This window comes from Algorimicrobium bowmanii, from assembly GCF_054031195.1.
On the sequence record NZ_CM132929.1, the window covers coordinates 346,634 to 365,377 of the forward strand.

The window sequence follows — 18,744 nt, forward strand, 5'->3', positions numbered from 1 at the left end:
TTTTTAAAATGAAATTAATTAAATCGTTTGTATTTACAGCGAGTATTGCTGCAGTTATGACTAGCTGTGGTAGCGGTTCTAATGTGTTAAACACACCCTTAGAAAACATTGACACTTCACCTTTAAAAGTTAGTGACTTAACAGAAGCTGAAAAACATAATTGGGGACACTTAGACCTAGTAAAAGATACCATTCCTGGTATGAGCGTTGATAAAGCATACGCTGAAATAATTAAAAACAATAAAGGAAAAACAGTTATTGTAGCTGTTATCGATTCTGGTATTGATATTGAACATGAAGATTTAAATGATGTTCTTTGGACAAATGAAGATGAAATTGCTGGAAACGGTATTGATGATGATAAAAATGGCTTTGTTGATGATATTCACGGTTGGAACTTTTTAGGTGACGGTTATGACGAACAATTAGAGTTTGTTAGAATTATTGCTAAAGGTGATAAATCAGATCCTCAATATGATGCTGCTGTAGCAGAATATGAAACTAAGTATCAAGAAGCTTTAGCTGGTAAAACACGTTACGATCAAATTTACCAAATGATTGAAAGTGCTGATAAAACAGTAGCAGATCACTTAGGTAAAACAAGTTACACTAAAGAAGAAGTAGCTGCAATTGATACTGATAATGCTGAAGTTAAACAAGCTGCTGCCATGTTACAAAATATGTATGCTAATGGTTTAGACTCTTCGGAAGCTGCATTAAAAGCTATTAAAGGTGGTGTAGATTATTATACAGACCAAGTAAATGTAAACCTTAATAAAGACTTAAAAGGTCGTAAAACAGGTGATAACCCAGACGATTTAACAGAAACTGGTTACGGTAACGGAAATGTTATGCCATCTGTTAAAAGTGAAAGTCATGGTACGCACGTTGCAGGTATTATTCTTGCAGAGCGTAACAATGGTTTAGGCGCTAATGGTGTTGCAAACAATGTTCAATTAATGAGCTTACGTGCTGTACCAAATGGTGATGAATACGATAAAGATATTGCTTTAGCTATTCGTTACGCTGTAGATAATGGTGCTCAAATTATTAATGGTAGTTTTGGTAAGTACTACTCACCACATAGTGACTGGGTACGTGACGCTATTGCTTATGCAAGTGAAAACGATGTACTTTTTATCAACGCTGCTGGTAACGAAGGTATTGATATAGATCAAACTAACGTATACCCTAATGATGCTATTGGAACAGGTCCTGAAGTTTCTGAAACTTTTATTACTGTTGGTGCATTAGCGCCTAAGTATGGTCCTAATATGGTTGCTGGTTTTTCTAACTACGGAAAAATTAATGTAGATGTATTTGCTCCTGGAGCACAAGTTTATTCTACAACTCCTGAAAGCGAATACGGAACTAAAGGTGGTACCTCTATGGCTGCTCCTGCAGTTGCTGGTGTAGCTGCTTTAATTCGCTCTTATTATCCAAAATTATCTGCAGCGCAAGTAAAACAAGTTATTTTAGACTCAGGAATTGCTCTTAAAACTAACGTTGTTGTTGGTGGTGAAGCTACTGATGTTAGACCTTTTGGCGATTTAACTAAATCAGCTAAAATGGTTAATGCTTATAATGCTTTAATCATGGCTAGCCAGGTTAAATAAATTATTACAAACCCAAAAAAAATCTCATCCTAACCCGATGAGATTTTTTTTACTTAAATTTAACTCAATATGAAAAAATTCTTACGTTCGGTTGCTGCTTTAAGCCTGGTGTTTACAACCACTATTGGTAGTCAAGCACTAGCTCAAAACGAACCATCAAAATCAGAAAACCCATATTATTGGCAACAACATGTTGATTATAAAATGGAAATTGATATGGATGTAGAATCCTTTCAATATAAAGGAAAACAGCAACTGGTTTATACTAATAATTCACCAGATGTTCTAAACCGTGTGTATTACCATTTATATTTCAATGCCTTTCAACCTGGTAGCGAAATGGATGTTAGATCTAGAACCATAAGCGATCCCGATCGTCGTGTAGGTGATAGAATTAGCAAACTAAAACCTAATGAAATAGGATATATAAAAGTTAATTCTTTAAAACAAAACGGTGAAAAATTAAAATATGAAACCGTTGGTACTGTTTTAGAAGTAACCTTAGAAAAACCAATTCAATCAGGTGAGTCCGTTACTTTTGATATGGATTTTGATGGTCAAGTACCAGTTCAAATCCGTCGTTCAGGACGAAATAATGCCGAAGGTGTTGCGTTATCGATGACACAATGGTATCCAAAATTAGCTGAATATGATTTTGAAGGCTGGCATGCCGATCCTTATATTGGCCGTGAATTTCATGGAGTATGGGGCGATTTCGATGTTAAATTAACCATTGATAAAGACTATGTAGTTGGTGGAACTGGTTATATTCAAGAGCCAGTAAAAACTAAAGGAAAGAAAAAAACTCTTCACTTTATAGCGCCTAAAGTTCACGATTTTTTCTGGGCAGCAGATCCGGATTATATTCATGATACCATGCAAGTTCCTAATGGTCCTCTTTTACATTTCTATTATAAAAACACTTTAGATGCTGAAAAGCAGGCCGATTGGAAAAAATTACAACCTAAAACGGTTGCTTTAATGCAATATTTTAGTGAACATGTTGGCGAATATCCATACAAACAATACTCTGTAATACAAGGAGGTGATGGCGGAATGGAATACGCAATGGGTACACTAATTACAGGAAAACGTTCACTTGGAAGCTTAATAGGTGTAACGGCACACGAATTAGCACACACTTGGTTTCAATTTCTATTAGCCTCAAACGAAGCTAAACATGAATGGATGGATGAAGGCTTTACAAGTTATATTAGTGATTATGCTATGAACGCTGTTATGGATGAAAATAAAGAAAATCCTACTGCCGCAGCATATAGGGGTTATTTATTTTTAGCTAAATCGGGTAAAGAACAACCGTTAACGACACATGCAGATCGTTATGCTTATAACCAAGCATATGGTATTGCTGCTTATAGCAAGGGAGAAGTATTTTTATCGCAATTAGGTTACATAATAGGTAAAGAAAATTTAGACAAAACGATTAAAAAATATTTTAACGACTTTAAATTTAAACACCCTAAACCATTAGATATCATTCGTACAGCAGAAAAAGTAACCGATTTAGAATTGGATTGGTATTTAATAGATTTTGCTCAAACGACTAATACTATTGATTATGCAGTAAAAAGCATTGATGATAAAACAATTTCATTAGAACGTATGGCACTAATGCCAATGCCAATAGATTTAACTGTAACTTATACCGACGGTACAACTGAAGATTTTTACATCCCATTACAAATGATGCGTGGTGAAAAGCCAACTCAAGCAACCATTATTTCAGATTGGGCATGGGCTAATCCTAATTATACTTTTGATGTATCTAAAACAGTAAAATCTGTTGAAATAGACCCAAAACAATGGGTAGCTGATATTGATAGAGAAAATAATAAAATGGAAAAATAAAATCCGTTATAAGTTTTCAAAAAGCTGCTTTCCTTAAAAAAAGCAGCTTTTTTTATGCTTACTTTGTACTTTTGAAAACTACATGAACAAAACTTATAATAAATACGAAAAGCTGAAAAGCAAAAAGCAGATTGAAAAACTCTTTACAGAAGGGCAATCAGTTAGCGTATACCCGTTTCGAATGGTTTTTTTACAAACTAATTTTGATGATGGTTCTACAATAAAAACAGGCGTTTCTGTATCTAAAAAGTACTTCAAAAAAGCCGTTGACAGAATTCGTATAAAACGCCAGATGCGCGAAGCATATCGTTTAAACAAAACGCAGTATTTTAACAACATTACAACATCTTATGCGTTTATGATTTTGTACATTGGTAAAAATAAACCAACGTCTAAAAACGTAGAACAGTCCATGAATAAGCTGTTTAAAAAATTTTCAAATACCATTTCTAAAGAAACTACTGATGAAAAAAATATTTAAAAAGCGTCTGCTTATTCCCTTTTTCGCACTTACAGTCTTTATTACAGGTTCGGCCTTTCAAAACGATTTTTTTGAAATTGCTAAACAAATAGAAATATTCACCACTTTATATAAAGAAATTAATATGAATTATGTGGATGAAACAAATCCAGCAAATTTAATGGATACAGCCATTAAGAGTATGCTGAAAGATTTAGATCCATATACCCAATTTTATAACGAGCAAGATGTAGAAGCTGAGAAAATTAGAAGAACTGGCGATTATACTGGTATTGGTGCCAATGTACGTACCATGAAAGACAAATTGGTTATTATAGAACCCTACAAAGACTATCCAGCCGATAAAGCAGGTTTAAAAGCAGGTGATGAAATTATAAAGGTTGAAAACACGCTAATTGAAACTTATAAAGATGATGCTGGCGATTTGTTAAAAGGAACTAACGGTTCTCAAATTAACGTAACATACCTACGTCAAAACAAAGAGTACACAACTAAAATTATCCACTCGGAAATTGAAATAGATGCTGTACCTCACTTTTCTATGGTAGATGATAAAACAGGATATATTGTTTTAAGTAAATTTAATAACAAGGCTTCACAACAAACAAGTTATGCCTTACGCGATTTAAAAGCTCAAGGAGCTGAACGTATTATTTTAGACTTACGCGGTAATCCTGGAGGACTTTTATTGGAAGCTGTTAACGTAGTAAATTTATTTGTCCCTAAAGGACAATTGGTTGTTACAACCAAATCAAAAGTTAAAAAATATAACCGAGAATACTACACACAAAAAGAACCTATTGATACCGAAATACCAGTTGTCGTATTAATTAATGGTAGTAGTGCATCGGCAAGTGAAATTGTTTCCGGTTCCCTACAAGATTTAGATCGTGCGGTAATTGTTGGCTCGAGAAGTTTTGGAAAAGGACTAGTTCAACGTCCAAAACCTTTATCTTATGGTACCCAATTAAAAATAACTATTTCTCGATATTATACACCATCTGGACGCTGTATTCAAGCCTTAGATTATTGGCATCGTGATGACGATGGTAATGCGGTACGTATAGAAAAAGATAAATACAACGCATTTAAAACTAAAAATGGCCGTCAAGTTTTTGATGGTGGCGGAGTGCTTCCTGATGAAATTATAAATGTTACCGAAAACTCAGCCATAACAAAAGCCATTGTCAACGATTTTTTAATATTTAATTATGCAACTGAATATTACTACAAACATCCAAATTTAGATATTACAAATTTTGAATTAACTAATGCCGATTTTAACGACTTTAAACGCTTTTTAAAAGTTAATGACTTCAATTATATTACCGAAACAGAAAAAGCCTTGGAAAATGTACTTAAAAACGCTGAAAAAGAAAATCTAGACGATAATATTCAAAATGATTATAATACGTTGGTAACAAATCTTAATAATTCTAAAGCATTAGCTATAGATGAGAATAAGGAAGATTTATTAACCATTTTAACAGACGAAATAGTAAAGCGATACGTATATCGTGAAGGCTTATACGACTACTATAAAGTTCATAATTCTGAAATAAAAAAAGCAGCAGAGATATTATCTAAATCAACTACTTATAATGGTTATTTAAGATAAAAATGATATATTGAACATGGCTTACATCCCTAATCATGAAAACTAGAATAGTTATACTATTTTTTATATGTATCAATTGGCTTCATTCTCAGGAAGAGCGCCGTCATATAGTTTTTTTTGAAACGGATCAGTATGTGGTTCTACCCACTGAAGAAAGTAGGCTATTATTATTCCTTTCCGAAATAGAATCTTTAGATATTGAAAAAATATCTATTTATGGTTTTTGCGACGATACTGGTAGTGATTCTTACAATCTAAAACTTTCACAATACCGTGCAAATTCGATAAAAACAATTTTCTCTAATAATGAATTTGATGAAAGTGTAATAAGCAACGTCGATGGAAAAGGTGAAGTCTTATTAAAGGTTGTAGATGAAGAAGATGTAGTAAAAATCCGGAGGTTAAACCGAAAAGTAGAAATTCGTGTTCAACCATATTCACCACCACGAACAGAAGCCGATTTAGTGAAACCAAAACCCAAAGAGTTTTCTGAAGCTTTAAAAGGCGATGTTAAAGCGGGTGATAAATTTTTATTAGAAAATATACTGTTCAAAACAGGTTACAGTACACTGCTTCCAGAATCTAAAGAAACCCTACAAAAGATAGCCGAAACACTCCTTGAACGCGAAGATATTTACTTTACCATTCAAGGTCATGTATGTTGTACTCAAAATGGCCGTGATGCTGTAGATAGACGAACCAATAAACAAAATTTATCAACCGCCAGAGCTAAGTATATTTATGATTATTTAGAAAGAAAAGGGGTTAATAAACGCCGAATGAAATACGTTGGTATGCGCCGGAAGTTTCCGCTTGGTGGCGAACCTAAGTTTGATAGACGTGTGGAAATATTAGTAACTTATGTAGGTGGTAAAAATTAATGTTTAAGCATACCAATATGCGGAATTCCATCCTCTAAATAGCCTGTTCCTATTTCTTTAAAACCTAAATTATTATAAAACTTCTTTAAGTAAGTCTGAGCTGAAATTTTAATACAAGTTTCCTGATAGTGCTTTGCTATTGCTTCAATAGAAGCTTTCATAATATCATAACCAAATTGGTGATTTCGTTCGGTATCTTTAACAACTACACGACCTATACTGGCTTCCTTAAAATACAATCCTGGTTTAAAAATACGAGTATAAGCTACTACATTATTGTTTTTTAAACCTATAACATGTAAAGCCTGATCATCTTTTCCATCAATATCTTGATATACACAATCCTGTTCCACTACAAATACTTCGCTTCGTAATTGTAATATTTTATACAATTCAGCAGCTGTTAATTCTTCAAATGATTTGGTAGTAATTTCTAACATATTTAAAAAGATTTTCTAGTTATAACGAGTGTGTTATTCGGACTTTCTATAGAAATTTCAAAGTAATAACGCCCTTCCGTTACACGTGTATTTTCATCAAGTTGATTGGGTGTAAAAGAATAATAAGCATTGGCTGTTTGGATAGTAATTTCGGCTTGTGAATAAAGTGCAGAAACAGCATAAAATTCAGAAAAATTATGAGGTTCTATTTGTTGAAAAATTAAATTTCCATTAGCCATTTTAACTTCTGTTCTTAAAAATTTTACATTGGTATTATTTTTAATACCAACTTCTAAACCAGTATCATCAGGAAAGCTATTTTCTATTATAGAATCTGTAACTTCAGAACAGGATAAAAAAAGTAATACTCCAAATAAATAGAAGAACTTTTTCATAGTTACAATATTAATCTTGTACGATAACCTCTTTAGAGTCATCTTTATTAAATTCAGGTTGAATAGTAACATGATTGATATTGAATTCATCTTGAAGAACTTGTTCAATTTGCATTAAAATTCTATCAAATTCTGTAATTGATACATCTTCCATAAGATCTAAATGTGCTTCTAAATGTAACTCATCATCACTTAAATTCCAAATATGAACATGATGCATTTTTTTAACCTTAGGTAGTTTATTAATGGTTTCTACTACAGTTTTTATATGAATATGATCTGGTGTAAATAGCATAATCATTTTCGTAGAATCTTTTAATAAATCCCAACCTACCCACACTAAATATATAGCTATAAAAAAAGTTAAAAGACTGTCTACCCAATAAATCTGAAAATAAGTCATTAATAAACCGCCAACTAAAACAGCTACACTTGCTAACATATCGGTTAATAAATGTAAGTATGCCGATCGCATATTAAGATTACTATGGGCGTTGTTTTTTAATAATACAACACTAAAACCATTGCCTAATATAGCCACTAAAGCCAGCCATATAACCAATGTAGACTCTATAGGTTCCGGATTAATAAAACGAAAAACAGCTTCTTTAATAAGTATACCTGCTACAATAATTAACGTAACGGCATTAATAAAAGCAGCCAAAATTTCGGCACGTTTATAACCAAAAGTTTTATTAACAGAAGCTTTTCGTTTAGTTAGTTTAGAAGCAACATAACTAACTATTAAAGATAAAACATCGCTAAAATTATGGAGCGCATCACTTAATAAGGATAAACTTCCCGAAAGTAAACCACCAATAACTTGCGCTACGGTAATTAAAATATTTAGAAAGATAGAAATTAATAAATTCCTATCTTTCATTTTGGGATGTGTATGTTTATGTGAATGCCCAACTGTCATCTAGCAAGACGCAGGAATTTTATCCACACGGTTTTGGTGTCTTCCACCTTCAAAAGCTGTTTCTAAAAAAACATCTACCATTTGAATAGCTTGTTGAACAGCCGTATAACGCGCTGGAATACTTAATATATTAGCATCGTTATGCTGTCTTGCTAATTCTGTAATTTCTTTAGTCCAACATAAAGCCGAACGCACACCTTGATGTTTATTAGCTGTCATGTTTGCGCCATTACCAGAACCACAAATAATAATACCAAAATCGGCATCTTTACTTTCTACATCTTTAGCCACAGGATGTACAAAATCTGGATAATCGACACTATCATTAGTATCGGTACCATAATTTGTAACCTGATGTCCTTTTGACTCTAAATGCTTTACAACCGCTAGTTTGTATTCGGTTCCTGCATGATCATTTCCAATAGATATTTTCATAATATAATGTTGTGTTGTTTAGGGCAGTAAAGGTACAAAACGAACGGGAATGCACGTATTATTTATAACTTTGTTAACCGACAATTTCAAATTGTTAATTACTCTTATTTTATAATATGATAACATGTTAATAACTGTTAACTAAATTCTAATAGTTAAATTTTCAAAAGTCAATAATTTTTACAAACAGAACTGAAATTATAAAAACCTAAAAAGTTAGCACTTTTTTTTGGACAAGTTTTACAAACCCATTTTGATGTTTATAAACATAGAATTTTAAAATACTTGTAAGCTATTAACTATTAACATCGGTTATTAACAACTGTTAATAGCTTTTAAAATAGTTCTAAAAATGAGTTTATTACGTATAAAATTAATGTTAACTACGTATCAATAGAATGTAAACTACGTAGAAACAAAATAAAACTTAAAAAAGTTATACGCCCTATTAACATACTATAATAACCATTATTTATTTTTTAAATTTTAAAAGAAAAAAGATGAATATATATATATATGTGAATAACTACTTTTTAAAGTTATTTTAGAATTTTTAGAAACCTAACTTATAAAGTAACGTATTATGAAACTATTAAATAATGTTAAGTAAAAGTTGATTAAATAATAAAACCGTAGCTTTGTATTAAATTTATAACCAGAACTTTCCTTTTATTAGGTTATAAAATAGCAGATTCCTATCTTTAATAGGAATAGAATTAGATTACAGATAATACATGACAAAAAAGAAACACAGGAAACCTTCACATAATAAGATTTCCAACCTTACAAATACCATTTTAAGTATTTTAAAAAAAAATAGAAACCAAGCTTTTAATTACAAGCAAATTGCTGCTAAGCTAGGTGTTAACGATGCGAGTAGTCGCAATCAAATTATAAAAAAACTTCAGCAGCTTAAAGTTAAACAAGAAATTGAAGAAGTAGAACGTGGTAAATTTAAAGCTATCGTTTCTACTGAATATCATACAGGACGCGTAGATATGGCGTCTAGAGGAGCTGGTTATATCATTTGCGACGATTTTGAAACAGATGTATACATTGCCTCAAATAATATGAATAAAGCGCTTCACGGCGACGAGGTGGAGTTTTACGCCTATAAACGTCTCAAAGGTGGTAAGCGAGAAGGTGAGATTACCCAAATTATAAAACGTGCTAAAACAGAGTATGTTGGTGTTATTCAAATACATAAAAACTATGCTTTTGTGGTTGTTGATAGCAACAAAATGTATACCGATGTTTTTGTGCCAATTAATAAAACCAAGAAAGCTAACGATGGCGATAAAGTTTTAGTTTCATTAGAAGATTGGCCAGATAAAGCCGATTCACCTAATGGTAAAGTAATTGAAATTTTAGGACGTCCAGGCGAACATAATACAGAAATCCATGCCATTTTAGCTGAATATGGTTTACCCTTAGAATTTCCGAAGGAAGTAGAAGATTTTGCAAATAAAATTGATACTTCTATTACTAAAGATGAAATTGCTAAACGCCGTGATATGCGTCAAGATTTAACCTTTACTATCGATCCAAAAGATGCTAAAGATTTTGATGATGCCTTATCATTTAAGGTTTTAGAAAATGGCCTTTATGAAATAGGAATTCATATTGCTGATGTTTCTCATTATTTACAACCAGGAACTATTTTAGATGATGAAGCTTATGAACGTGCTACATCTGTATATTTAGTAGATCGTGTGGTGCCAATGTTACCTGAAGTGCTATCTAACAACGCGTGTTCATTACGGCCACATGAAGAAAAATATACCTTTTCAGCCGTTTTTAAAATGAATGAAAAAGCCGAAGTTGTAGATGAGTGGTTTGGTAGAACAGTAACTTATTCAGATGCCCGATTTGCTTACGAAGAAGCTCAGGCTATTATAGAACAAAATAGCGATTTAGATACCAAAGAAATTTTAAAATCTAATAACATTGATACCACAATTCCTGCAGATGTTGCCATTTCAGGAAAAACCTATCAAACCAAGCCCGAAATAGCTCAAGCAATTTTAAAAATGGATGCTTTTGCTAAAAAAATGCGTTCTAAACGTATGAATTCTGGAGCTATTTCATTTGATAAAGTAGAAGTAAAATTTAACCTTGATGCTGAAGCTAATCCAGTAGGTGTTTTCTTTAAAACATCTCGAGATGCTAATAAAATGATTGAAGAATTCATGTTGTTAGCAAACCGTAAAGTTTCGGAATTTGTTGGGAAACAGAAAAAAACATTTATTTATCGTGTTCACGATGAACCAGATGATACCAAACTAGCTTCGCTTCAAAATGTGGTGAGTCGATTTGGTTATAAACTAAATTTTAAAGACAAAAAATCTACCACAGCTTCATTAAATAATTTATTAAGTGAAGTAGTAGGTAAAAAAGAACAAAATTTGGTGGATACGCTAACCATAAGGACTATGAGTAAAGCCGAATATACTACTCACAATATAGGTCATTACGGTTTAGCTTTCGATTATTATAGTCATTTTACATCGCCTATTCGTCGTTATCCAGATGTAATGGCACATAGGTTGTTACAGCAATATTTGGATGGTGAAAAATCGGCAAACGCTGATGTTTATGAAGATAAATGTAACCATTCTAGTAACATGGAAAATTTAGCTACTAAAGCGGAACGCGACTCTATAAAATACATGCAAATTCGTTTTATGGAAGATCATAAAGATGAAGAATTTGTAGGCGTAATATCTGGCGTAACCGATTGGGGAATTTACATAGAAATTATAGCCAACAAATGTGAAGGTATGGTAAGCGTACGTGATATGAAAGATGACCATTATCAATTTGATGACGACCATTATGCATTAATTGGTAAAAACTCTAAAACTATGTACCAACTTGGTGATGAAGTAGTTGTTAAGGTTAAGAATACCGATTTAGTAAAAAAACATTTAGATTTTTATTTAGTAGGTAAACATCAGGAATAGTTTTTGATATATCTTATTTTAGTATAAAAGCACATCTTAATGTCACAGTTAAGATGTGTTTGTATATACTGGATTTTTAAAATTTTATAAATTATAGTACCATGAAAAAATTTCTTTTTGCACTCGTTTTTGTGTTTACAATTACACAACTGAGTCAAGCTCAAACAGAAAAATCTTTAGGAGATTTTAATGAATTAAAAGTTTACGATCGTATTGAAGTAGCTTTAATAAAGGCGGATGAAAACAAAATAATTATTAAAGGTCAAAACACCGAAGATGTTGTTATAGTTAACAAGAACGGAAAATTAAAAGTAAAAATGTCTATCGAAAAATTATTTGATGGTAATGAAACATCTGTTGAAGTTTATTACAAGCAAATAGATGTGATTGATGTTAATGAAGGTGCTTTTGTAGGTTCAAACGATGTTTTTAGTCAGTTTGAAATAGATTTAAATGCCCAAGAAGGAGGAAGTATAAAACTAATGGTTGATAGTATGACATATTTAGAAGCTAAATCTGTAACCGGAGGCGTAATTAGAGTATCTGGTACTACCGAAAAACAAAACGTAGATATCACAACAGGTGGCTCTTTTTTAGGAGAAGAATTAGTCAGTGAATCCGCTAAAGTTATTATTAGAGCAGCAGGAGAAGCTCATATTAATGCTACCGAAAAAGTAGATGCTAAAGTACGTGCTGGTGGTAGTGTATATGTTTACGGAAATCCAAAAGAGTTAAATGAAAATACTGTTTTTGGTGGAAAGATAATTCGTAAGGATTAATACCTAGGTTTTTCATAAATTTGTAAAAATTGCTTTTAAAAAATATGATGGACAATATTTTAGCGGCTATTCCTTTCGGGATAATATTATCTTTTACCATTGGACCTGTGTTTTTCGTATTATTGGAAACCAGTGCCACAAAAGGGGTGAAAAGTGCTTTAATATTTGATTTTGGTGTTATTCTAGCCGATATATTCTTTATTGTAGTTGCTTTTTTTAGTACATCAAAACTACTTGATAACATTAAAGACGATCCTAATTTTCTTATTTTTGGTGGTGTTCTATTGGCTGTTTATGGGTTTATTTCTTTTATAAAAACAGCTAAATCCTTTCGTGAAATTGTTAGAGAATTTCATACTGTCGAGATTAAAAAAAACTTTGGAAAACTATTCATAAAAGGCTTTTTGCTTAACTTTATCAACGTTGGTGTACTTTTAGGGTGGTTAGGATTTATTGTAATAGGTAATTCTTTAACAGAAACAAATCAGGATTTATTTATATTTTTAGCAACCATTTTAGCCATTTATTTTCTAGTAGATTTACTTAAAATATTTGCTGCCAAAAAATTGAAAAGTAAATTAACACCAAGACGAATTTTTAAAACTAAAAAAATTGTCTCATTATTTATAATGGGTTTTGGTATTTTGTTACTGCTACAAGGCTTCTTTCCAAAAGAAAAAGAATTACTTAAAGATAAATTAGAAGATATAGAATTATTTCAATCTGAATAATATTCTTCAATAATCAGGTTTTTTAACAGGCCTAATTGAAATATATAATTTTCAATATCTTCTAGATATACGTATACATTACTATTATTTACGCCCAAAAAAAAAGAGCTACTTTAAAAGTAACTCTTTTTTGAGGTGTCGAGCGGATTCGAACCGCTGTAGATGGTGTTGCAGACCACTGCCTAGCCACTCGGCCACGACACCTAATTTCCTATTTTATAAGGAATCTCTTTTTTAAGAGAGCACAAATGTAAAAAAAATATAAATGTTACGCTACTTACTTTTGTTTTTTTCGCTTTTCTGTCATTTTTATAGTTACCATTTCAACATCGCCTCCAATAGGAGGGTTTATTTTACTAACCCAAACGGTAGCTTTTTTTATAACCTGATCCTCCTTAAAAATACGTGTTAATATGCGTTTAGCAACGGTTTCTAATAAGTAGGAGGGTTGCTCCATTTCTTCGCGTACTACACGGTTTAAAAATACATAATCAACTGTATCTTGCAGTAAATCTGTAGTTGCCGAGGTTTGTAAATCGGCTTTCACTTCTAAATCTACGCGATAATCACTACCAATTTTTGTTTCTTCTTTTAAACAGCCATGATTGGCAAATACGCGAATATTTTCAACTTTTATTGTTCCCATTAGTTTGTAAAAAAATCAAATATGTTACTTAATCCACTAGTTTTTGTTTTGTAAAATTCAGTATAGGTACAACGTTCGCAAGTTATTGATGTGAATTTTTTATTCTGAATATCAAATATTTTAGAGAATGTTCCACCTGTTGCACGCATTTCACTAATCTGATAAGTTTTGTTATCACATTTTGGGCACGTGTAATTAAGAGGTTTCATAGGTTATTATTTTTGATAAAATTAAGCAATAATGACCAAAAACTTAACACATGATTGGTATATTTCCGTAATTTTGTCTCAGGTTTTTAAAAACACGTATGCATTATGTCTGATGAAACAAAAGCTTTAAATTTTATAGAGCACATTATTGAAGAAGATTTATCTAATGGATTAGAAAAAGAAGCCCTTCGTTTTCGATTTCCACCAGAACCAAATGGTTATTTACATATTGGTCATACCAAAGCTATTGGTATTAGTTTTGGCTTAGGAGAAAAGTATCAAGCACCCGTAAATTTACGTTTTGATGATACCAATCCAGCCAAAGAAGAACAAGAGTATGTTGATGCTATTAAACGCGATATTTCATGGTTAGGATACCAATGGGCTAACGAGTTATATTCATCAGATTATTTTCAGCAATTATATGATTGGGCAGTTGCTTTAATAAAAGAAGGTAAAGCTTATGTTGATTCGCAGTCTAGTACTGAAATGGCAGAACAAAAAGGTACCCCTACGCAACCAGGTGTAGATGGTCCTTATAGGAATAGAAGTATAGAAGAGAATTTAGATTTATTTGAACGTATGAAAGCGGGCGAATTTCCTGAAGGATCTCACGTATTACGTGCTAAGATAGATATGCAGCATCCTAATATGCTTATGCGTGATCCGCTAATGTATCGTATTTTGAAAAAAGCACATCACCGAACTGGAAACGATTGGTGTATTTATCCTATGTACGATTGGACTCACGGTGAAAGTGATTACTTAGAACAGATATCTCATTCTTTGTGCTCGCTTGAATTTAAGCCGCATAGAGAGCTTTACAACTGGTTTAAGGAACAAGTATATAAATATCAACCAGAAAGGTTACCTATGCTTCCTAAACAACGCGAATTTGCGCGTTTGAACTTAAGTTATACCATAATGAGTAAACGTAAGTTACTTAAATTGGTTGAAGAAGGTGTTGTAACCGGTTGGGACGATCCACGAATGCCTACTATTTCGGGTTTGCGTCGTCGTGGGTATACACCATATTCTATCAGACAATTTATTGATAAAGTGGGTGTAGCCAAACGTGATAACGTTATTGATGTTTCGCTTTTAGAATTTTGTATTCGTGAGGATTTAAACAAAACGGCACCTCGTGTTATGGCTGTTTTAGATCCAGTTAAGTTAGTTATTACTAATTATCCCGAAGATAAAGAGGAATGGTTGGAAGCTGAAAATAACCAAGAAGATGAATCGGCAGGTTATAGAAAAGTACCTTTTTCACGTGAGTTGTATATTGAAAAAGACGATTTTAAAGAAGAAGCTGGGAATAAGTTTTTCCGTTTAAAACTGGGTGGAGAAGTACGTTTAAAAAACGCCTACATCATTAAAGCAGAAAATGTTGTAAAAGATGCTAACGGTGCTATTACAGAAATTCATGCTACCTATTCAGAGGATACGGCTAAGAAAGTAAAAGGTACGCTGCATTGGGTATCTATCAAGCATGCTATAAAAGCAGAAGTAAGAGAATACGATAGATTATTTAGTGATCCAGCTCCAGATAGTCATGCGGATAAAGATTTTATGGAATTTATTAATCCTAATTCTTTAAAAATTGTTGAAGCTTTTGTTGAGCCAAGTTTAGAACAAGCTAAAGTAGGGGAGCGCTTCCAATTTCAACGTTTAGGCTATTTTAATGTTGATGATGCTAGTTCTTCTGAAAAACTAATATTCAACAAAACAGTTGGTTTACGAGATACTTGGGCTAAAAAAGCACCAAATACGGCTAAACAGCCTTCTCAGAAACCAAAACAACAAGTTAGTACAAGACCAGCTATAGAAGAGATTAAAAAACTTGGTAAAAAATATACCAACTATCCAGAAGCTAAACAGCTACAGGTTAAAGAAAATATTCAAAAATTAGCTGAAAATGTTCCTTATGAGGATGTACAAGCTTTATTTAATACAGCTGCTAAAAAAGTAGGAACTCGTATTGCTACTACTATTACTTTAGGTGTTTTACTTAAAAATGGTTTAGAGCGTAATACCGAAATAAATGACTTTATTGAAACAGCTGCAAATGATGCTAATCCGCTTTTAGCTACAGAAGCTAAAGCCTTATAATTTGCATTTTATTAAAGTCTTAAAAACCTTGAAATTCATAATATTTCAAGGTTTTTTTGTTTATTACAGGTGCTAAATTCACTTCCAAGTGCATAAATTTAAATTGGTTTTTTAAAACGATAAAAAATTACTTTTTGAAACTTTGATTGAAACAAAATTAATTACATCTACAGAAGATTTATCAATAGCATGGGATGCTTTAGTAGCTCATGATATTTTTTTGCAATCGGCTTATTTAAAAGCATTAGAACAAGCTGCACCCGCAAATATAAGTATGTATTTCATTGAGTTTTATAAGGAGAATACCTTAGTAGGTGTTGCTATAATACAACGGGTTAAATTGTATTTAAATGATATGTTTAGAAATCAAGACGATTCATATATCCAAACCTATTTTAAAAACCATATATCCAAAGTTCTAAAAGGAAATATATTAGTTATCGGTAACTTAACACATACTGGTCAGCATGGTTTGTTTTATAATGAAAATGTTATATCAAATATGGCCTTTTTTAATGCTTTGTTGCCTGCTGTTTTCAATTTAAAAGCAGAAATAAAAAAACAGCACGGGAAAAAAATTCGTGCTATTTTATTTAAGGATTATTTCCTGTCCGATATTATTCACAAACACCAAGATAGTTTATTTAAACAAGGATTTCATCAACTTAAAGTACAACCAAATATGGTTTTAAACATCCCAAGTAATTGGGATAATTTTGATGATTACTTATCCAAATTACATAAAAAATACAGAGATAGATATAAAAGGGCTAAGAAGAAAGCTATGCAGGTTACAAAAATAGCTTTGGATGAAACCGCTATTTTACAAGAAGCCGATAACATGTACCGGTTGTACCAAAATGTCTCTAATCAGGCTAAAATTAATACTTTTTTACTTCCTAAAAATCATTTTTATCAGTTAAAAGTCCACTTAGGAGATGCGTTTCAGGTTTTCGGATATTACTTTGAAAATAAATTAATAGGTTTTTATACGCTTATAACTAATAATGAAGCTTTAGAAACGTATTTTTTAGGGTATGATAAAACATATCTAAACCAACATCAGTTGTATTTAAACATGTTATATGACATGTTAGAATTTGGTATAAATAAAAACTTTAAAGCAGTAATATATGCACGCACAGCTATGGAAATAAAAAGTTCTGTAGGAGCTACACCCGAAACTATGCAAATGTATTTAAAGCACACCAATTGGTTTATGAATATGCTTCTGAAGGCTATTTTTAAACTTATGAATCCTTCTAAGAACTGGATAGAACGTCATCCTTTTAAGCAAATTAACAAATAGCTAACAGTTTATCTTTTTTTCTCCGTTTAATTTTTGATATCTTATAGGAACTCAAAACTAGATACTATGAAAACAGCAACGGAATTATTAACAGAAATATCAACAGTTACAAGGGAAATAGAATCTAAATACCCCGAAGTTTATGAACATTTAGATGAAATTCCAATGACTATACCTGATCAGGCAAACCCGGATATTAGCACAGAAGAATTGTCTAACTATCTAGAAAGTTTACAAAATATCATTAAAAAATATAAAAAGGAACATTAGTATTTTTAGGATACTCATATTATAAAATAAGCGCAAACAGATTGGTTATTAAAGCAATAAACCCATTCTATTTGCGCTTTTCTATATCCTGAAAATAGGATTAAAAAGGTTATTCTATTTCCTTTTTACTATTTTTCATGGCCTCACCAATTTGATTACTAGCTGTAAAACTAGCTACCATATCATTTAGCATATTACTACCTGCTTGTGGTGAATTAGGTAACAATATTAAATTACTATTAGTTTCGCTGCCAATGGCTTGAAGTGTATCATAATGTTGAGTTACAACAATTAGGGCAGAGGCTTCTTGACTATTAATTCCAACACGGTTTAATACATCTACAGATTCTTCTAAACCTCGTGCAATTTCACGTCGTTGGTCGGCAATACCTTGTCCTTGTAAACGCTTGCTTTCAGCTTCAGCTTTTGCTTTTTCAACAATTAAAATACGCTGTGCATCTCCTTCATACTGTGCCGCAGTTTTTTCTCTATCTGCAGCATTAATACGGTTCATGGCTATTTTAACCTGTGGATCTGGATCAATATCAGTAACTAAGGTTCTAATAATATCAAATCCATAATCTAGCATCGCATCATTTAATTCAGCTTTTACAGCCAATGCTATATCATCTTTTTTAACAAATACATCATCTAACTTCATTTTCGGTACTTCTGCACGAACAACATCAAATACATAACTCGTAATTTGCTCATGCGGATAATCTAATTTGTAAAACGCGTCATATACATTCTCTTTTAATACTTTATATTGTACAGATACTTTTAATTTAACAAATACATCATCTAAGGTTTTTGTTTCAATTATAACATCTAGTTGCTGAATTTTTAAACTTAAGCGTCCAGCCACTTTATCAACTAATGGAATTTTCATTTGTAATCCAGATTGACGGATGCTTTGAAATTTTCCGAAGCGTTCTATAATAGCTGCAGATTGTTGTTTCACCATAAAAAATGATGAAAATAAAACGAAGAGTGCAATTAAGGTAATAGGAACAAGTAATATCATTCTATAAGTATTAAAGGTTAATAAATGGTTGACTAATTTAA

At 31.9% G+C, this 18,744-nt stretch carries 18 protein-coding genes and 1 tRNA gene; 11 read left to right on the forward strand and 8 right to left on the reverse strand.

The genetic code is table 11. From position 1 onward, the window contains the following. The first annotated feature begins 8 nt into the window (after window positions 1-8). The 5 genes from ACW5R3_RS01505 (at window position 9) to ACW5R3_RS01525 (ending at window position 6,465) form a co-directional block, all read left to right on the forward strand. The gene (locus ACW5R3_RS01505) at window positions 9-1,616 is read left to right on the forward strand and encodes a S8 family peptidase (protein ID WP_456577857.1); all 1,608 of its coding nucleotides are present in this window, start codon (window positions 9-11) and stop codon (window positions 1,614-1,616) included. A gap of 69 nt (window positions 1,617-1,685) precedes the next feature. Continuing rightward, a complete protein-coding gene (locus ACW5R3_RS01510; protein ID WP_456577858.1) occupies window positions 1,686-3,485 on the forward strand; it encodes a M1 family metallopeptidase in 1,800 nt (599 codons plus the stop codon). 82 nt (window positions 3,486-3,567) lie between these two features. Continuing rightward, on the forward strand, window positions 3,568-3,966 hold the full coding sequence (gene rnpA / locus ACW5R3_RS01515; protein ID WP_456577859.1) for a ribonuclease P protein component: 399 nt from the start codon (window positions 3,568-3,570) through the stop codon (window positions 3,964-3,966). Next, on the forward strand, window positions 3,950-5,584 hold the full coding sequence (locus ACW5R3_RS01520) for a S41 family peptidase (protein ID WP_456577860.1): 1,635 nt from the start codon (window positions 3,950-3,952) through the stop codon (window positions 5,582-5,584). Before rnpA ends, ACW5R3_RS01520 begins: the two co-directional genes overlap by 17 nt. Before the next feature lie 35 nt (window positions 5,585-5,619). After that, complete coding sequence (locus tag ACW5R3_RS01525) at window positions 5,620-6,465, forward strand: OmpA family protein (RefSeq protein ID WP_456577861.1); 846 nt, start codon at window positions 5,620-5,622, stop codon at window positions 6,463-6,465. Here the strand turns inward: ACW5R3_RS01525 and ACW5R3_RS01530 are convergent. Genes ACW5R3_RS01530 through rpiB form a run of 4 tightly spaced genes read right to left on the reverse strand, consistent with a single transcriptional unit; the run spans window position 6,462 to window position 8,657 of the window. Next, window positions 6,462-6,905 (reverse strand): GNAT family N-acetyltransferase, encoded by a 444-nt coding sequence (locus tag ACW5R3_RS01530; RefSeq protein WP_456577862.1) that lies wholly within the window; start codon window positions 6,903-6,905, stop codon window positions 6,462-6,464. The two genes, ACW5R3_RS01525 and ACW5R3_RS01530, sit on opposite strands and share 4 nt — an antisense overlap. 2 nt (window positions 6,906-6,907) lie before the next feature. Then, the gene (locus ACW5R3_RS01535) at window positions 6,908-7,300 is read right to left on the reverse strand and encodes a hypothetical protein (RefSeq protein WP_456577863.1); all 393 of its coding nucleotides are present in this window, start codon (window positions 7,298-7,300) and stop codon (window positions 6,908-6,910) included. Window positions 7,301-7,310: 10 nt separating this feature from the next. Next, the gene (locus tag ACW5R3_RS01540) at window positions 7,311-8,222 is read right to left on the reverse strand and encodes a cation diffusion facilitator family transporter (RefSeq protein WP_456577864.1); all 912 of its coding nucleotides are present in this window, start codon (window positions 8,220-8,222) and stop codon (window positions 7,311-7,313) included. Beyond that, window positions 8,223-8,657 (reverse strand): ribose 5-phosphate isomerase B, encoded by a 435-nt coding sequence (gene rpiB, locus ACW5R3_RS01545; protein ID WP_456577865.1) that lies wholly within the window; start codon window positions 8,655-8,657, stop codon window positions 8,223-8,225. It lies immediately after the preceding gene. A gap of 734 nt (window positions 8,658-9,391) precedes the next feature. On the opposite strand from rpiB, the gene ACW5R3_RS01550 reads away from it, so the two are divergent. The 3 genes from ACW5R3_RS01550 (at window position 9,392) to ACW5R3_RS01560 (ending at window position 13,130) form a co-directional block, all read left to right on the forward strand. Then, window positions 9,392-11,620, forward strand: coding sequence for a ribonuclease R family protein (locus ACW5R3_RS01550; RefSeq protein WP_456577866.1), 2,229 nt, complete (start codon window positions 9,392-9,394; stop codon window positions 11,618-11,620). 101 nt (window positions 11,621-11,721) lie between these two features. Then, entirely contained in the window at window positions 11,722-12,399 is a 678-nt protein-coding gene (locus ACW5R3_RS01555; RefSeq protein ID WP_456577867.1) for a head GIN domain-containing protein, read from the forward strand. Window positions 12,400-12,443: 44 nt separating this feature from the next. Next, complete coding sequence (locus tag ACW5R3_RS01560) at window positions 12,444-13,130, forward strand: LysE family translocator (RefSeq protein ID WP_456577868.1); 687 nt, start codon at window positions 12,444-12,446, stop codon at window positions 13,128-13,130. Window positions 13,131-13,263: 133 nt separating this feature from the next. Here the strand turns inward: ACW5R3_RS01560 and ACW5R3_RS01565 are convergent. From ACW5R3_RS01565 to ACW5R3_RS01575, 3 genes are all read right to left on the reverse strand, one after another. After that, window positions 13,264-13,334: transfer RNA gene (locus tag ACW5R3_RS01565), tRNA-Cys, on the reverse strand. A gap of 73 nt (window positions 13,335-13,407) precedes the next feature. Beyond that, the gene (folB, locus tag ACW5R3_RS01570; protein WP_456577869.1) at window positions 13,408-13,776 is read right to left on the reverse strand and encodes a dihydroneopterin aldolase; all 369 of its coding nucleotides are present in this window, start codon (window positions 13,774-13,776) and stop codon (window positions 13,408-13,410) included. Then, window positions 13,776-13,985: a zinc ribbon domain-containing protein gene (locus ACW5R3_RS01575; RefSeq protein ID WP_456577870.1), complete on the reverse strand. Its 210-nt coding sequence runs from the start codon at window positions 13,983-13,985 to the stop codon at window positions 13,776-13,778. The genes folB and ACW5R3_RS01575 overlap by 1 nt, the downstream gene beginning before the upstream one ends. A gap of 105 nt (window positions 13,986-14,090) precedes the next feature. On the opposite strand from ACW5R3_RS01575, the gene ACW5R3_RS01580 reads away from it, so the two are divergent. From ACW5R3_RS01580 to ACW5R3_RS01590, 3 genes are all read left to right on the forward strand, one after another. Then, window positions 14,091-16,097 carry a glutamine--tRNA ligase/YqeY domain fusion protein gene (locus ACW5R3_RS01580; protein WP_456577871.1) on the forward strand — a complete coding sequence of 669 codons (2,007 nt, stop codon included), beginning with the start codon at window positions 14,091-14,093 and terminating at the stop codon, window positions 16,095-16,097. Between the two features lie 142 nt (window positions 16,098-16,239). Beyond that, window positions 16,240-17,406, forward strand: coding sequence for a GNAT family N-acetyltransferase (locus ACW5R3_RS01585; protein WP_456577872.1), 1,167 nt, complete (start codon window positions 16,240-16,242; stop codon window positions 17,404-17,406). Window positions 17,407-17,472: 66 nt separating this feature from the next. Further along, on the forward strand, window positions 17,473-17,676 hold the full coding sequence (locus ACW5R3_RS01590; RefSeq protein WP_456577873.1) for a hypothetical protein: 204 nt from the start codon (window positions 17,473-17,475) through the stop codon (window positions 17,674-17,676). A 109-nt stretch (window positions 17,677-17,785) separates the two neighbouring features. Here the strand turns inward: ACW5R3_RS01590 and ACW5R3_RS01595 are convergent, their stop codons facing one another. Beyond that, window positions 17,786-18,703: an SPFH domain-containing protein gene (locus ACW5R3_RS01595; RefSeq protein WP_456577874.1), complete on the reverse strand. Its 918-nt coding sequence runs from the start codon at window positions 18,701-18,703 to the stop codon at window positions 17,786-17,788. Window positions 18,704-18,744: the final 41 nt, after the last annotated feature.

Excerpts from the sequence above, each read along its gene's own strand:
- ACW5R3_RS01505 (WP_456577857.1), top strand. The coding sequence starts at position 9 with ATGAAATTAATTAAATCGTTTGTATTTACAGCGAGTATTGCTGCAGTT.
- ACW5R3_RS01510 (WP_456577858.1), top strand. The coding sequence starts at position 1,686 with ATGAAAAAATTCTTACGTTCGGTTGCTGCTTTAAGCCTGGTGTTTACA.
- rnpA (WP_456577859.1), top strand. The coding sequence starts at position 3,568 with ATGAACAAAACTTATAATAAATACGAAAAGCTGAAAAGCAAAAAGCAG.
- ACW5R3_RS01520 (WP_456577860.1), top strand. The coding sequence starts at position 3,950 with ATGAAAAAAATATTTAAAAAGCGTCTGCTTATTCCCTTTTTCGCACTT.
- ACW5R3_RS01525 (WP_456577861.1), top strand. The coding sequence starts at position 5,620 with ATGAAAACTAGAATAGTTATACTATTTTTTATATGTATCAATTGGCTT.
- ACW5R3_RS01530 (WP_456577862.1), bottom strand. The coding sequence starts at position 6,905 with ATGTTAGAAATTACTACCAAATCATTTGAAGAATTAACAGCTGCTGAA.
- ACW5R3_RS01535 (WP_456577863.1), bottom strand. The coding sequence starts at position 7,300 with ATGAAAAAGTTCTTCTATTTATTTGGAGTATTACTTTTTTTATCCTGT.
- ACW5R3_RS01540 (WP_456577864.1), bottom strand. The coding sequence starts at position 8,222 with ATGACAGTTGGGCATTCACATAAACATACACATCCCAAAATGAAAGAT.
- rpiB (WP_456577865.1), bottom strand. The coding sequence starts at position 8,657 with ATGAAAATATCTATTGGAAATGATCATGCAGGAACCGAATACAAACTA.
- ACW5R3_RS01550 (WP_456577866.1), top strand. The coding sequence starts at position 9,392 with ATGACAAAAAAGAAACACAGGAAACCTTCACATAATAAGATTTCCAAC.
- ACW5R3_RS01555 (WP_456577867.1), top strand. The coding sequence starts at position 11,722 with ATGAAAAAATTTCTTTTTGCACTCGTTTTTGTGTTTACAATTACACAA.
- ACW5R3_RS01560 (WP_456577868.1), top strand. The coding sequence starts at position 12,444 with ATGATGGACAATATTTTAGCGGCTATTCCTTTCGGGATAATATTATCT.
- folB (WP_456577869.1), bottom strand. The coding sequence starts at position 13,776 with ATGGGAACAATAAAAGTTGAAAATATTCGCGTATTTGCCAATCATGGC.
- ACW5R3_RS01575 (WP_456577870.1), bottom strand. The coding sequence starts at position 13,985 with ATGAAACCTCTTAATTACACGTGCCCAAAATGTGATAACAAAACTTAT.
- ACW5R3_RS01580 (WP_456577871.1), top strand. The coding sequence starts at position 14,091 with ATGTCTGATGAAACAAAAGCTTTAAATTTTATAGAGCACATTATTGAA.
- ACW5R3_RS01590 (WP_456577873.1), top strand. The coding sequence starts at position 17,473 with ATGAAAACAGCAACGGAATTATTAACAGAAATATCAACAGTTACAAGG.
- ACW5R3_RS01595 (WP_456577874.1), bottom strand. The coding sequence starts at position 18,703 with ATGATATTACTTGTTCCTATTACCTTAATTGCACTCTTCGTTTTATTT.